This is a genomic window from Winogradskyella sp. (assembly GCF_028282165.1).
In the GTDB taxonomy this organism is placed as follows: Bacteria; Bacteroidota; Bacteroidia; order Flavobacteriales; family Flavobacteriaceae; genus Winogradskyella.
Window position 1 is genome coordinate 1 of record NZ_JANQIM010000013.1, and the last position, 15,387, is coordinate 15,387.

General features: G+C 36.1%; 13 protein-coding genes and 2 tRNA genes. 12 read left to right on the top strand and 3 right to left on the bottom strand.

Annotation, left to right across the window (positions count from 1 at the left end; all coding sequences use genetic code 11):
- Positions 1-258: 258 nt before the first annotated feature.
- Positions 259-2,352, top strand: coding sequence for a phosphate acetyltransferase (gene pta / locus Q0972_RS06305; protein WP_299363906.1), 2,094 nt, complete (start codon positions 259-261; stop codon positions 2,350-2,352).
- An 11-nt stretch (positions 2,353-2,363) separates the two neighbouring features.
- Positions 2,364-3,551, top strand: a complete 1,188-nt coding sequence (locus tag Q0972_RS06310; RefSeq protein ID WP_299363908.1) for an acetate/propionate family kinase — start codon at positions 2,364-2,366, stop codon at positions 3,549-3,551.
- A 57-nt stretch (positions 3,552-3,608) separates the two neighbouring features.
- Here Q0972_RS06310 and Q0972_RS06315 read toward each other — a convergent pair whose 3' ends face one another.
- Positions 3,609-4,751, bottom strand: a complete 1,143-nt coding sequence (locus tag Q0972_RS06315; RefSeq protein ID WP_299363910.1) for an acyl-CoA dehydrogenase — start codon at positions 4,749-4,751, stop codon at positions 3,609-3,611.
- A gap of 91 nt (positions 4,752-4,842) precedes the next feature.
- Between Q0972_RS06315 and Q0972_RS06320 the strand changes: the two genes are divergently transcribed.
- The 10 genes from Q0972_RS06320 (at position 4,843) to Q0972_RS06365 (ending at position 12,503) form a co-directional block, all read left to right on the top strand.
- Entirely contained in the window at positions 4,843-5,910 is a 1,068-nt protein-coding gene (locus Q0972_RS06320) for an anhydro-N-acetylmuramic acid kinase (protein WP_299363913.1), read from the top strand.
- A gap of 73 nt (positions 5,911-5,983) precedes the next feature.
- Positions 5,984-7,210 carry a Glu/Leu/Phe/Val dehydrogenase dimerization domain-containing protein gene (locus tag Q0972_RS06325; protein ID WP_299363958.1) on the top strand — a complete coding sequence of 409 codons (1,227 nt, stop codon included), beginning with the start codon at positions 5,984-5,986 and terminating at the stop codon, positions 7,208-7,210.
- A 14-nt stretch (positions 7,211-7,224) separates the two neighbouring features.
- On the top strand, positions 7,225-8,616 hold the full coding sequence (gene nhaD, locus Q0972_RS06330; protein WP_299363915.1) for a sodium:proton antiporter NhaD: 1,392 nt from the start codon (positions 7,225-7,227) through the stop codon (positions 8,614-8,616).
- Positions 8,617-8,679: 63 nt separating this feature from the next.
- A complete protein-coding gene (locus Q0972_RS06335; RefSeq protein ID WP_299363917.1) occupies positions 8,680-9,375 on the top strand; it encodes a MotA/TolQ/ExbB proton channel family protein in 696 nt (231 codons plus the stop codon).
- A 1-nt stretch (position 9,376) separates the two neighbouring features.
- Complete coding sequence (locus Q0972_RS06340) at positions 9,377-9,769, top strand: biopolymer transporter ExbD (RefSeq protein ID WP_299363919.1); 393 nt, start codon at positions 9,377-9,379, stop codon at positions 9,767-9,769.
- A 43-nt stretch (positions 9,770-9,812) separates the two neighbouring features.
- Positions 9,813-10,661 carry an energy transducer TonB gene (locus tag Q0972_RS06345; protein WP_299363921.1) on the top strand — a complete coding sequence of 283 codons (849 nt, stop codon included), beginning with the start codon at positions 9,813-9,815 and terminating at the stop codon, positions 10,659-10,661.
- 3 nt (positions 10,662-10,664) lie between these two features.
- On the top strand, positions 10,665-11,882 hold the full coding sequence (locus Q0972_RS06350) for a folylpolyglutamate synthase/dihydrofolate synthase family protein (protein WP_299363923.1): 1,218 nt from the start codon (positions 10,665-10,667) through the stop codon (positions 11,880-11,882).
- Positions 11,883-12,040: 158 nt separating this feature from the next.
- Positions 12,041-12,118, top strand: a tRNA-Val gene (locus Q0972_RS06355).
- Positions 12,119-12,157: 39 nt separating this feature from the next.
- On the top strand, positions 12,158-12,406 hold the full coding sequence (locus tag Q0972_RS06360) for a GIY-YIG nuclease family protein (protein ID WP_299363924.1): 249 nt from the start codon (positions 12,158-12,160) through the stop codon (positions 12,404-12,406).
- Positions 12,407-12,428: 22 nt separating this feature from the next.
- A tRNA-Val gene (locus Q0972_RS06365) sits at positions 12,429-12,503 on the top strand.
- Between the two features lie 497 nt (positions 12,504-13,000).
- Here Q0972_RS06365 and Q0972_RS06370 read toward each other — a convergent pair.
- Entirely contained in the window at positions 13,001-13,834 is an 834-nt protein-coding gene (locus Q0972_RS06370; protein ID WP_299363926.1) for a BsaWI family type II restriction enzyme, read from the bottom strand.
- 2 nt (positions 13,835-13,836) lie between these two features.
- Positions 13,837-15,006, bottom strand: coding sequence for a DNA cytosine methyltransferase (locus Q0972_RS06375; protein WP_299363927.1), 1,170 nt, complete (start codon positions 15,004-15,006; stop codon positions 13,837-13,839).
- Positions 15,007-15,387 lie beyond the last annotated feature (381 nt).

Sequence of the window (15,387 nt, forward strand, 5' to 3'; positions counted from 1 at the left end):
GGTAATGAGGGTCGTAGACGCAGCACCGCTGGTCTAGATCGTGACCTTCACAAATGCAAAGCGTTTGGAAGCGTCATCGATAGGTCGCCGCCTTTTTGTTTTAAGACAAGACCTTTTTCTTTATTTTACTACTTGAGTTTTCCCTCAAGATTAATAATTATATTTTTATCGTTTTCTTCACATTATATATGAGAATTCTGAAAATTTATTTTGGTATCTTCCCCAATAATTTTTTACTACGATATCGAAGTTCCTACTATGAACAAAGCTATATATATTGCTTCAAATGGACCTGACAGTGGTAAGTCAATTCTTACTATTGGTTTAATGAATGCCCTATTAAGACATAAGCCTAAAGTTGGCTATTTCCGTCCAATAATAGAATCTACCGAAAATGGATTAAAAGATAACCACATCAATACCATTTTATCATATTTTTCTATTGATATAGAGTATGATGATGCCTTTGGTTATTCTAATAAGGAGCTCGTTAAACAATGGAGCAACGGAAATAGAGAAATAATCCTAGAGACTATTATTACAAAATATAAGAAACTTGAAGAATCATTTGATTTTGTAATTGTTGAAGGCAGTGATTTTTCCCATTTTAGTTCTATTATAGAATTGGATTTAAATATTCTTATTGCAAAGAACTTGGGGATTCCTGTTATCATTATTTCTGGAGTTTTAGATAAGCCTGTAGAATCATTTATGGACAGTTTGCAATTAACATACGATTCTTTTATACAAAAGGATGTTAATGTTGTTTCTGTTATAGCAAATAAAGTGCGTGAAGAGGAAATGGAGTTTATAGAGCAAAGTCTTGAGTCTAGCCTCCCAAATACTATGATAGTAAATTCTATTCCGATTAACGAAAAGCTTAAGAATCCAACGATGAAAGAGCTATCAGACTTTATTAAGGCCGAAGTCCTTTTTGGGAATGATATACTAGACAGACCAACTGGTGAAATTGCTATTGGAGCAATGCATTTGCAACATTTCTTGAAGCACCTTACCGAGGATGCCGTTATTGTCACTCCTGCAGATCGTGAGGATATTTTAATGGGAAGTCTTCAAGCTCATATTTCTGCTAACTATCCCAGTTTGGCAGGAGTAGTACTTAGTGGTGAAATGGAATTATCCGATTCTGTTATAAGGTTAATTGAAGGATTGGAAAAAATAATACCCATTGTAGCTGTACAAGAACCAACATTTAATATAGCGTCTCAATTAGCCAATGTACGCTCTCATATTTATGCTACAAATACTAATAAAATCAGAATGTCTATAGATATGTTTGAGAAATATGTTGATGTTGAAGAACTTATGACCCATTTAGAATCCTATGAAGTGAATAAAGCCATGACTCCTCGAATGTTTCAATACTATCTTATGAAACGGGCAATGCAAGAACGCAAACACATTGTGCTTCCAGAAGGAAATGACGACCGTGTACTTATTGCTGCTTCAAAGATTCAGGAGTTGGATATTCTTGATTTAACTATTTTAGGCCATCCAGATAAAGTAGCAGCTTCAGTAGAACGTCTAAATATTTCTTTTGATTTTGAGAAAACACCAATTATCAACCCTGAAGATTCTGAATATTTAGAAGATTTTACTCAAACGTTATTTGAGCTGCGAAAACATAAGGGATTGAGTCCAGCAACCGCCGAAGACCTTATGAGAGATGTTTCCTATTTCGGGACAATGATGGTTTATAAAAAGTACGCTGATGGTATGGTTTCTGGAGCGGCACACACCACACAACATACTATAAGGCCTGCATTACAGTTTATTAAAACTAAACCTGGTTTTTCAGTGGTTTCATCCGTTTTTTTTATGTGTCTAGAAGATAGGGTTAGTGTTTTTGGAGATTGTGCTATAAATCCAAATCCAACAGCTGAAGAACTATCTGAAATTGCCATTGCATCCGCAGATTCTAGTATCGCTTTTGGTATTGAACCGAAAATAGCAATGCTCTCCTATTCATCAGGAATTTCAGGAAAAGGTGAAGACGTAGAAACGGTTAAAAAGGCTACGGCTATTGTGAAGCAAAAACGTCCTGAATTAAAAATTGAAGGCCCTATACAATATGATGCTGCCGTAGACCCATCTATTGGACAGAAGAAACTACCAAATTCAGAGGTGGCTGGACAGGCCAGTGTCTTAATATTTCCAGATTTAAATACAGGCAACAATACCTATAAAGCTGTACAGAGAGAGACAGGTGCTTTGGCCATAGGGCCCATGCTTCAAGGACTCAACAAACCCATTAATGATTTGAGTAGAGGATGTTCTGTAGATGATATATTTAATACAATTATTATTACAGCCATCCAAGCTCAAGATTAAGTAGAATAATTATGAAAGTACTCGTATTAAATACAGGCAGTTCTTCTGTGAAATACCAGTTATTTTCAATGCCTGAAGAAATCGTTATTTGCTCTGGTATGGTAGAGCGAATAGGAAGTATTAATGCCCATATTAAGCATCAGTCTTCTAAAATTAAAATAGACAGGTCAGTCAAAATTTCAAGTCATACTGAAGCATTGGAGATTGTGGTTAATATCTTAATCGATAAGGTTAATGGTGAAGTTAAATCTGTTGAAGAGATTGAAGCTGTTGGACATCGCGTAGTTCATGGAGGACATACTTTTAGTTCTACGGTAGAGATCCATCATGAGGTGAAATCAAAAATTAAAGAATTTTTTAATCTGGCCCCACTTCATAATCCTTCAAACTTAGCTGGAATTGAAGTTGCAGAGACCATTTTTACAGGAGCAAAACAGGCTGCAGTTTTTGATACGGCCTTTCATCAAACTATACCACTTAGAGCCCATAAATATGCCATTTCTAACGAGTTTTATGAAAAACACCATGTTAGGGTTTACGGATTTCACGGTACTAGTCATAAATATGTTTCTGAAGTGGCGGAGGAACATTTAAGGATAAAAGATGCAAAAATCATTTCTATACATCTCGGAAATGGTTGTAGTATTACTGCTGTTAAAAATGGCAAAAGTATAGATCATAGCTTAGGATTTGCACCATTTAATGGCTTGGTTATGGGAACACGTTCTGGAGATATAGACCACTCTTTAATTTTCTATCTGGTTAACACCTTAAACTATAAGCTTGAGGATGTTAAAGAGATACTGCAATCAAAAAGTGGATTACTTGGGCTAACGGGATACAGTGATTTACGAGATATAATTGCCGAAGCAGAGAAAGGAAATGCTAACTGTAAACTCGCACTAGATATGAAGGCGTACAGAATTAAGAAGTACATAGGGTCTTATATTGCGGCAATGAATGGATTAGATTGTATTGTTTTTACTGCGGGGATTGGTGAAAATTCAGGATTGATAAGAAAAATGGTTTGCTCTGAGATGAATGCCTTTGGAATTGGATTGGATGACGAAAAGAATGAATCATTGCCTAAAGGCGTCACAGAGATCAGCAAAGACAGTTCCAAGGTGAAAGTTTTGGTCATACCAACAAATGAAGAATTGGAGATAGCTAGGCAGACCTATCAATTATTTTCAGAATAAACTAAAAAAACCGAGTAGAGTACTCGGTTTTTTTATGTTTTTATGTGTGGATTACGACTATCCTTTTATAACGCCTCTAGAGATTACAATTTTCTGTATCTCAGAAGTACCCTCATATATTTGGGTAATTTTGGCGTCACGCATTAAACGCTCTACGTGGTATTCTTTTACAAAACCATTACCGCCATGTATTTGTACAGCTTCAACAGTTTGTTCCATCGCTACTTTACTGGCATAAAGCTTTGCCATAGCACTAGACATGTCGTAATTGTTCCCTTGGTCCTTATCCCAAGCAGCTTTCATTACTAACATACGAGCAGCTTCAATTTCAGTATACATGTCAGCAAGTTTAAATGCAATGGCTTGATGATTTGCAATTTCTGTACCAAAAGCTTTTCGTTCTTTTGAATATTTTAAGGCAAGTTCGTAAGCACCAGAGGCAATGCCCAAAGCCTGGGCTGCAATTCCTATTCTACCACCAGAAAGTGTTTTCATGGCAAACTTAAACCCAAAGCCATCTTCACCAATTCTATTTTCTTTAGGAACTTTTACGTCATTGAATTGAAGTGTATGGGTATCACTTCCACGAATACCTAGTTTATCTTCTTTTGGCCCAATATCAAATCCGGGCATCCCTTTTTCAAGAATAAAGGCATTAATTCCACGATGTCCTTTTTCCTTGTCCGTCTGTGCAATAACCAAATACACATCAGAGCGACCACCATTTGTAATCCAGTTTTTAGTACCATTGAGGATATAATGGTCTCCCATATCAATAGCTGTGGTTTTTTGGGATGTAGCATCACTACCAGCTTCTGGTTCACTTAAACAGAAAGCACCAATTTGCTCGCCAGTAGCCAGCTTAGTCAGATACTTCTCTTTTTGAGCTTCTGTTCCAAAAGCCTCTAGCCCATAACAAACCAACGAATTATTTACAGATACCATAACAGAAGCCGAAGCATCAATCTTGGATAATTCTTCCATGATCAACACATAAGAAATAGCATCCATACCGCTACCACCATACTTAGGGTCTACCATAATGCCCATAAACCCGAGCTCACCCATTTTACGAACTAATTCATCGGGAAATGTTTGTGTATTATCACGCTCTATGACACCAGGAAGAAGTTCGGTCTGTGCAAAATCTCTGGCTGCATCTCTAATCATTAAATGTTCTTCAGTTAAGCTAAAATCCATAAGGTAAATTGATTATTGATTTGTTAAAAAATTCATGCAAAGATAACTCTTTCTTGCTGTATTTTCAATAAGGAATGTTATTTTTACTAATATGGCAAAATCTAAATACAATGTTATTGCAGTGATGTCTGGGACATCTTTAGATGGTATTGATATCATTTATGCAACTTATATATGTAATGGTCATTGGACATTTAAAATTCACCAATCAGAAACTGTAAAATACTCAACTTTATGGGTATCGACTTTAAGTCAATTAGTAGATAAACCTTTAGTGAATTTACATGAAATTGATATTGATTATTCGAAATATTTAGCCTCAACTATTTTAGATTTTATTAATAGGAATAACTTAAAGGAAATCGATTTTGTAGCATCGCATGGCCATACAGCATTGCATCAACCAGATAAAGGAATTACGTATCAAATTGGAAATCGCCAAATTTTAGCCGATAGCCTCAACATAAAAGTGATTTGCGATTTCAGGGTTCAGGATGTTCAACTTGGTGGGCAAGGTGCGCCTTTAGTGCCAATTGGCGACCGATTGCTATTTAGCGATTACGATTTCTGTTTAAACTTGGGGGGCTTTGCTAATGTATCGTTTGAAAATAAGGGTAAACGGATTGCCTATGATATTTGCCCTGTAAATATCGTTTTGAATAAATATGTGAAGCAATTAAATTTAGAATTCGATGATAAAGGGCAATTAGCATCAAGAGGAGTTGTTGATGAGAATTTATTGCAACAGTTAAATAAACTTGATTTTTACAATCAACTCCCACCGAAGTCTTTGGGTTTAGAATGGGTGAAAAAAGAGATATACCCAATTATTGAATCGTATAATATCCAAATCATAGATATACTAAGAACAGTTGTGGAGCATGTAGCGATTCAAATCTCAAAAGTTTTAAATACGGAAAATACTAATGTTTTAGTTACGGGAGGTGGCGCTTACAATGATTTTTTAATGCATAGAATTATAGTACTATCAACATCTAAAATTATCGTTCCAAGTAAAGAAATCATTGAATTTAAAGAAGCACTAGTGTTTGGTTTATTAGGAGTTCTTAAGGAGAGAAATGAGATTAACTGCCTAAAAAGTGTCACTGGAGCAAGCAAAGACCATTCCTCAGGGAAAATTTTAAATACCAAGACTTAAAATTAATATTTAATTCACTTTTAGGTATTAGAGTTTTTTATATTTGTTATGGCTAACTAATTACCACAAATTGATAAAGGAATTACTTCACAAGTTCGAAAATAAATCTCCCGAAATAGTTTTTCATTGGAATGATCCAGAAACCGATGCTGAAGGTTGGGTCGTTATAAATTCACTAAGAGGTGGTGCTGCCGGAGGTGGCACAAGAATGCGAAAAGGCTTGGATAGAAATGAGGTGCTGTCCCTTGCCAAAACTATGGAGGTAAAGTTTACAGTATCTGGGCCATCAATAGGAGGTGCAAAGTCTGGCATTAATTTCGATCCGCACGACCCTAGAAAAAAAGGAGTTTTAGAGCGATGGTACGCAGCGGTGTCACCATTATTAAAAAGCTACTATGGTACGGGAGGGGATTTAAATGTAGATGAAATTCACGAAGTCATTCCTATAACAGAAGAGAGCGGTGTATGGCATCCGCAAGAAGGTGTTTTTGAAGGACATTTTAAACCCACACAAGCCGATAAAATCAATAGAATAGGCCAATTAAGGCAAGGGGTTATCAAAGTGATTGAAAACCCAAAGTATTCACCAGATGTTTCCAGAAAATATACAGTAGCAGACATGATTACGGGTTATGGTGTGGCAGTTGCTGCGAAACATTTTTACACTACTTATGGAAGTACTATTAAAGGGAAACGTGTTGTGGTTCAAGGGTTTGGAAATGTAGGTGCTTCAGCGGCTTTTTATTTTGCCCAGATGGGTGCAAAAGTTGTGGGAATATTAGACAAAGAGGGTGGTTTAATAAAAGCAGAAGGGTTCTCTTTCAAGGAGATTACCGAACTTTATCTAAACAAAAGTGGAAATACCTTAGTTGCAGATGATCTTATACCCTTTGCAGATATTAACGAACAAATTTGGTCTTTAGAAACAGAAGTTTTTGCACCTTGTGCAGCATCACGATTAATCACTAAAAAACAGATTGATCAGATGATTGATACTGGACTCGAAGTTATTACCTGTGGAGCAAATGTGCCATTTGCAGATAAGGAAATTTTCTTTGGACCTATTATGGAGCATACAGACCAAAAGGTAAGTTTAATCCCAGATTTTATTTCAAATTGTGGGATGGCTAGAGTTTTTGCCTATTTTATGGAGCGCAAAGTACAAATGACTGATGAAGCCATCTTTAATGATACATCAAAAGTGATTAAAAAAGCAATAAGAGAAGTCAAAAAGAACAATCCACATCATGTTGGTATTAGTGAAACCGCTTTTGAAATTGCGCTCAGACAACTAATATAAAATATCCTTTTACTATGGAAACCGTTATAATTCTTGTATTTGTTTTTGGTTATTTAGCCATAACATTAGAACATAATATCAAAATCGATAAGTTGATACCTGCTCTGGTAATGATGGCTATATGTTGGGCATTGATTTCCCTGGGTATTGATGACTTTTCGCAATGGTTCGATTCGGCGAAGCATAGTCTAATGGATAATTTCGGTTTATTGGGTCATGAGGAGAAAATGCATCTCATGGAAGAAACCTTACTTCATCATCTAGGCAAAACAGCCGAAATACTAGTGTTTCTTCTAGGAGCAATGACCATAGTAGAAATCATAGACTACTTTGATGGGTTTTCTACAATTAAATCTGCCGTAAAGTTTAATAGCCGAAAGAAATTATTGTGGATGTTCTCCATTTTAGCATTCGTGCTTTCTGCTATCATTGATAACCTTACAGCCACTATTGTTTTAATATCTATTCTTCAAAAGATTGTTAAGGATAGAGATGTTAGGATTTGGTATGCGGGCTTAATAATTATTGCGGCTAACGCTGGAGGTGCATGGTCTCCAATAGGTGATGTTACCACGACAATGCTTTGGATTGGAGATAAAGTATCAACAGGTAAATTATTTGTTTATCTTTTTATACCATCATTGTTGTGTATGGTGGTGCCTACATTTATTGCATCGCTTTTAAAGCCCTTTAAAGGAGATCTAGAACTACAAGCGGCCGATGACAAACCAAAAAGTAAATTCAGTTCTACAATGTTGTTCTTGGGACTAGGCGCTATTGTTTTTGTGCCAATTTTTAAAGTGATTACCCATTTACCGCCTTATGTTGGCATGATGTTATCTTTAGGTGTAGTGGCTATTTTTGCAGAGGTTTACAGTAACTCAAAATTTGCTATTTCAACAGCAGTTTCTGAGGAACATCATGAGCATGCAAGCCATAGTCCTGTACATTATTCATTATCAAAAATTGAATTACCCAGTATATTATTCTTCTTAGGAATCTTAATGGCAGTAGCTGCTTTAGAATCGTTAGGTATCCTATTTGGATTTGCTAATACCTTACAAGACACTATGCCAATGTTGGGTACTGAATTACATGGTGAAGGTGTTTCCGATTTAGTAGTCTTATTGCTCGGTGTTGGCTCTGCTGTTATTGACAATGTACCATTAGTTGCTGCGAGTTTGGGAATGTTCTCAGAACCTCTTGATAACGAATTGTGGCATTTTATAGCGTATTCAGCTGGTACAGGAGGTAGTATGCTCATTATTGGGTCTGCCGCAGGTGTGGTTGCTATGGGTATGGAAAAGATCGACTTTTTCTGGTATTTAAAGAAAATAGCTTGGCTCGCACTTATTGGCTTTGTGGCTGGTGCTGTCGCTTTCATGGTGACAAGAGCGATTTTCTAATATACTTAAGTGAAAATCTTAACGTTATAACTTACAGAAACTTTTAAACTTAAAACTTATTATATGATATTACTAAGTAATATTCAAGATGAGGTAGAGGCGTTACCTGATGGTGAACAAGTTGAAAAAACCCTATCGATTATTGAGTTAATTACAAGCGGAGGCAGTTCAGGAATGGTGATCATTCTTATCTTATTCCTGCTGCTTATTGTAGCGACCTATATTTATTTTGAACGTATTTTTGCTATTAAAGCAGCGTCTAAGGTAGATTCAAACTTTATGAATCAAATAAAAGACCATGTGAGTCATGGTAAGATTGATTCTGCCCAAATGCTTTGTGCACAGCAAAATTCGCCAGTTTCAAGATTAATAGCAAAAGGTATTACCAGAATTGGGAAACCTCTTGAAGATATTAACACAGCTATTGAAAATGCTGGTCGTTTAGAGATTTATAGTTTAGAAAAAAACGTTAGTATTTTGGCAACTATATCTGGCGTGGCACCAATGATAGGATTCTTAGGCACGGTTGTAGGGATGATCTTATCCATTTTTGAATTAGCAAATGCCGGTGGAACCATTCAAATGGATGTACTGGCAAGTGGCTTATATACGGCAATGACCACAACGGTTGGCGGACTTATCGTAGGGATTATAGCCTATGTTGCCTATAATCATGTTGTTGTAAGAACCAATAAGGTCGTTTACCAGATGGAAGCGAATTCTGTAGAGTTTTTAGATCACCTAAACGAACCTATCTAATATGAACATTAGAGGACGAAATAAAGTCACACCAGAGTTCAATATGGCATCCATGACCGATATTGTATTCTTGTTGCTGATCTTTTTTATGATTGCATCGACATTGGTGACCACTAATGCCATAGATATCATATTACCAAAAGCGAGCGGTAAGACCCAGAATAAAAAGTCCACAGCGGTAAGTATTAAAAAGGATTTAACCTATTATATCGATCAGAAGCGTGTTGGCGAAAGTGTTCTGGAGAGTCAATTGGTATCGATTTTAGCCGATCAAGAACAACCCACCATTGTACTAAGAGCCGAAAAATCAGTACCTGTCGAAAATGTTGTAAAGGTGATGGATATTGCCAATAGGAATAAGTTTAAAGTTATATTGGCGGTGAAGCCCAACTAAACGGCATCATTTTTGAAACTACACGACTTAAAGTTTATTTAAGATGAAATATTTCGAGACCAAACATCAACGTAATTCAGCAAGAATCACCGCATTAATTGCTTTGATTCTGTTTTTGTTGTTATTTTTTGTTGGGCCTCAGTATTTAGATCCACCAGATGAATATGGTGTCGCCGTTAACTTTGGAAATACAGATTTTGGAAGTGGTAATAGACCTTTGGCCCAACCGAGAAAAGCGGTTGAAGAAAAAGTTGTAGATGAACCACAACCCGAAACTTCAGAAGCCCAACCCACAGAAACTTCGACCAAAGCAGAAGAGGTGATGACGGAAGATAATGCCGAAGCCATTGCTATTAAAAAACAAAAAGAAGCAGAAGCTAAAGCTAAGGCTGAAGCTGAACGCATAGAGCGTGAAAAGCGGGAAGCCGAAGAACGAAAGAGACGTGAGGAGGCCGAAAAAAGGAAAAAACTCGATAATCTTATTGGTGGTGTAAAGAACTCGAGTGGTAGTGATGACGGTGGTGAAGGGCCAGATGACCGAGGAGGAAATAAAGGGCAACTAGATGGAGACCCATATGCGCCAAGTTATTTTGGTGGTTCTGGACCAGGTAAAGGAGGCGTTGGATATGGATTAGGAGGAAGAGGACGACCATCAAAACGTATCTATAAACAAGACTGTAATGAATATGGTTTAGTCGTTGTGCGAATAGAAGTCAACAGACAAGGAAAAGTGATAAAGGCAGAGCCAGGCATTAGAGGAACAACCAATACACATCCCTGTCTATTAGAACCGGCTAAGAAAATAGCATTATCCCACAAATGGCCAGCTGATGCAGATGCACCAGCAAAACAGATTGGTTTTGTAAGTATTAATTTTGATGTAGGTCAATAGTCCATGAATTACCAAGATACAATCCATTGGATGTTTCAACAGCTTCCAATGTATCAAAACAAAGGTAAAGTGGCCTATAAGGAAGATTTATCAAACACTATAAAGCTTTCAGAGTATCTCAATCACCCAGAAAAACAGTTTAAATCCATTCATATTGCTGGCACTAACGGTAAAGGCTCTACTAGTCATATGCTAGCTTCCGTACTTCAGGAAGCAGGTTATAAAGTCGGTTTATATACTTCCCCACATTTAAAGGATTTTAGAGAACGTATACGTATTAATGGTAAAGTCATTAATAAACAGTTTGTGATTGGTTTTATCAAACGAAATAAGTTGTTCTTTGAAGCTAATGACCTATCCTTTTTTGAAATGACCGTAGGAATGGCCTTCGATTATTTTGCTAAACAAGATATAGATATCGCTGTGGTTGAAGTGGGGATGGGAGGACGCTTAGATTCTACAAATATCATCACACCAGAACTATCCATTATTACCAATATTGGTTTAGACCATATGCAGTTTCTCGGGAATACACTAGAAAAAATTGCAGGTGAAAAAGCAGGAATCATCAAAAAGGATATTCCTGTAGTGATTGGACAAACACAGCCTGAAACCCAAGCTGTTTTTAACGCTAAAGCCCATAGGAATGGCTCCGATATTTATTTTGCCGATCAATTAATTGGTGAACCGCTAGAAAGCGATTTAAAAGGAAGCTACCAACACCACAATATTAAAGCGGTAATACAATCCGTAAGACTTTTAAGGCAGATGAGCTTTAAAGTTTCCGATAGGCAATTAAAAAACGGCCTTCACAATGTTGTTGCAAATACGGGTTTACAAGGGCGTTGGCAGGTGTTGCGGCAGAACCCTAAGGTAATTTGCGATACGGCGCATAACAAAGAAGGGCTGACTTATGTGATGAAACAGTTGCAAACGGAGACGTTTAACCAATTGCATATTGTGTTTGGTATTGTTAATGAAAAGGATTTAGATTCTATTGTTCCTTTACTGCCTAAGGATGCCCACTATTATTTCTGTAAACCGAATATCCAACGTGGTATGGATGCTGAACGGTTAGCGCATATTTCTAAGAAAGATGGTCGGATTGGCAAAGCTTTTGAAAGTGTTGAAATGGCCTATAAAATGGCGCTAAAGAAGGCTGAGGAAGATGATTTAATTTACGTTGGTGGCAGTACGTTTGTGGTTGCTGAAATAATTTGATTTTTTTATAAAAATCCTTTTGAGATTTTAAAAACTAGTCTATATTTGCATCCCGATTGTTATTAGGACAATCATTAGGGCGCGTAGCTCAGTTGGTTCAGAGCATCCCGATTACATCGGGAGGATCAGGTTTCCGAATCCTGATTGAGAAAAAAATCGGGCGCGTAGCTCAGTTGGTTCAGAGCACTTGGTTTACACCCAAGGGGTCAGGGGTTCGAATCCCTTCGCGCCCACCAAAGGCTTCCAAACTTGGAAGCCTTTATTTTTTATTATTTATGAAGTTTTATACCTATATTTTATTTTCTGAGAATCTTAATAGATATTATGTTGGGTCAACAAACGAAATTGAAGATAGGTTAGAAAGGCATTTGGTAAGTAAAAAAGGCTTTACATCAAGAGCTAAAGATTGGAAACTAAAATATCATGAAGAATATAGTACTAGGTCACTTGCTATAAAAAGAGAAATGGGCATTAAAAGATGGAAAAGCAGAAAGATGATTGAGAAGTTAATTAGTGAGGAATAATTATTATTTTTGAAACTAAATCGGGTCATTAACTCAGTTGGTTTAGAGTGTTACCTTGACAGGGTAGAAGTCACTGGTTCGAATCCAGTATGACCCACCTTCGCTCGCCGAAGTTTCCACTTTAAGGAAACGAAGGCGAGCATTTTATTTTACTTCTATTTTCTTCAATCAAAATGATGGAAGGCAAGCTTCGGTGGGCCAAGCCCACCTTACATAAGCCAAACATATTGTTGTTATTGGGCGCAGGCACTGGCCTCAGGAGATTTCAACTCCATAAAAAATTCCTTGAAAAACTGCTAAAAAGTGCCAAAAAACTGCTAAAATTGCGTGCAGATTGCGTGTAAAACAACAAATGTATGCGTTCTACCGTCAATTTATTATAGAGGTGAAATAGAGAATTGGAGACCGATTTAATAGAAGAATTGACTTATATTAATATGTCTGATCATAATATTTATAAGCAGCAAGTATTTTTATAGAAAAACGCTCGATTTCTGAACTTACGATGACAAAATTTGATTCTTTTTCAACGTTCAGTATATGATGTCATAGCTTTCAGGGGGTACTATCCACTATACATTGTTGGGTGTAGTTTTATGGTTTCCATTTATGATCTAACCACTGTCTTTGATTTGTCCAATATTCAGAACTTATGATACAGTCATTTACAAATGATTCCATACTAATATCAATGGTTTTAATTCTATCGTTATCAATATTTGAGTTTGTAAGAACATACATATTATGCCAACCATTTATATCAAACTCGGGACTGTTTCCATTTACCATATTTTGAAATTTTGGTAATCTCAAAAAGTCTCCATCTAAAACAATAGCAAACGAAACGAAAAATGCTTTCATTGCATTAATAGATGGTTCCCTATCCCGAGTAACCCTATCTCTAATGGATGTTTTTGATTGAATACAGCCATAAATTAAAAACTTCCCATCTTTTTCGATAGCTAGATATAAGTCAAAAATACTTGTGCTTATTTGCTCTTTTAGCCAACTGATATCTCGAACCTCATTAATTACATTGTCGTTGTGTAATTCGTAGCTTAATTCTTTTTGTAGAAGTAGTTTAATGTTATGCTCCTTCAGGTGCAGGTTCCCGATATCTCTAATCATTTCCTCAAAGGCATGGCCACTAGATTTTTTCCAACTGTTATCAGCCGAAATAACTTTTCTAATTATTTCTTGATCAACTATACCTGAAACATTATTTACATGCGAGATGTAAATAGTTTTCCAAATGTCCGCCGGTTCAATATTTGGGAATAATTTCATAGCGTTAATTGAGGCCAGCTTTATAGCCTTTTTTTGGGCAAATTTTCTTTTATCGTCTGGTTTTTTAAGTTCCGAACTAGAGTATTGTTCTTCGAAAATTCTCTTGTATTCGCTAATGCAGAAATTTTTAAAATCGTTCATTTTTAACCTTGTAGTATTTTTTTTATTGTCAGCCCCCAATGATACGCTAATAATGGAGGGACAGCATCACCAATTTGTTCATATTTATCTTGAGTTTCATACATATGAGGGCATATAAAAGGCCCACCAACAAATTGATAATTATCTGGAAAACTTTGAAGCCTTGCCACTTCTCTAACTGTTAAAGCTCGATTCAGTTTAGGGTGGACTAATTCATCAAGACAATGTGATGTGACAGTTTTACTTACCTTGTTAAATTCAAGTCTTTTATTTCGTTGTATAAACCATTTTTTAGGAAGAATTTTTTGCTTCTGAAGTTCTTCAACTTCCTCTTTTGGAAACTTAAAGAACAAGTCTTTCAGGTTTTCTCCTGGTTCAATTAACTCAAATCTTTTTATTGTTGATGCTCTATGTTTAGGAGCGACATGATAAGTCAATTTCGAATTTATGTCTTTCCCTAGTTTCCAAAATTCATTGTCTTTTAATAATTCGGTGTATTTACTTTCTCCCTTGTTATATTTTTTCCTCTCTACGGGATCATTAGCTTCGATTTTAGGTAATCCAAGAAAGGCATCTTTTACAGTAGTTTCTCCATTATGCTTGGCTATAGGGATCGATAAATCTAGGTTTTCTTGGTTTGTGGCAATAATGAAATATCTCTCCCGCTTTTGGGGAACTTGAAAGTCATTTGCCTTTAGAGTTGTTTGTATATAATACTTGTACCCATTTGAAGAAAGTTCATCAAAAAGGTCCTCAATAATTAATCTTTTGCCTCCCTTTTCTACTTTTTTACTTAGAATGCCCGGAACATTTTCAAACAAGATAATCTTAGCTTGAACAATTTTTGCAATTCGTATAGCTTCTGAATACAATTGTTGACGAAAGTCATACGAACTTCTGGAGGTAGCTCCGGCAGTACTAAATGTTTCACAGGGCATTCCAGAAGTAAGAATATCTATCGTTCCATTATAGCGTTCTTTAATATCCTTTTCACTGACCTTTCTAATGTCCTTGTGAATGACACTAACAGATGGGTGATTATGGCTGTAAGTGTCTACACAACTTTCAACTTTTTCAATCGCAATTTTCGTTTCAATACCTGCGGCTTTAAAACCAGTACAAATTCCTCCCGGTCCTGAAAAGCAATCAATATGAGTTATTGTTTTATTCATTCATTTTATTATTTCTAATTACACCCAACAATGAAATAAGCGTAATACGTTTATTCCCATTTTATATTTATTAATAACAGGATAGATAATAGTCTTTAAAATGTTAAAGGAGATATGGTTGTAAAGTTAATAAAAACGTAAGGTAAAGAAATAAAAATTGCTAAAAATTAATCTACCTATTTAGGGTAGAAGTCAGTACTTTAACTTGAAATCACCAATTAAAACTAAATTATCGATTTCTTTTTGAGTCCCACTTACTCCAAAAGAATAAAATAATAAAGGCGACAACTAAGATAAGTATAACCATCCTAGAGTATGTAAAATCAATGGGACCATGAGAAGGAACACGTCTAGTCGTTTGTATCATACTTATTTGTAGGA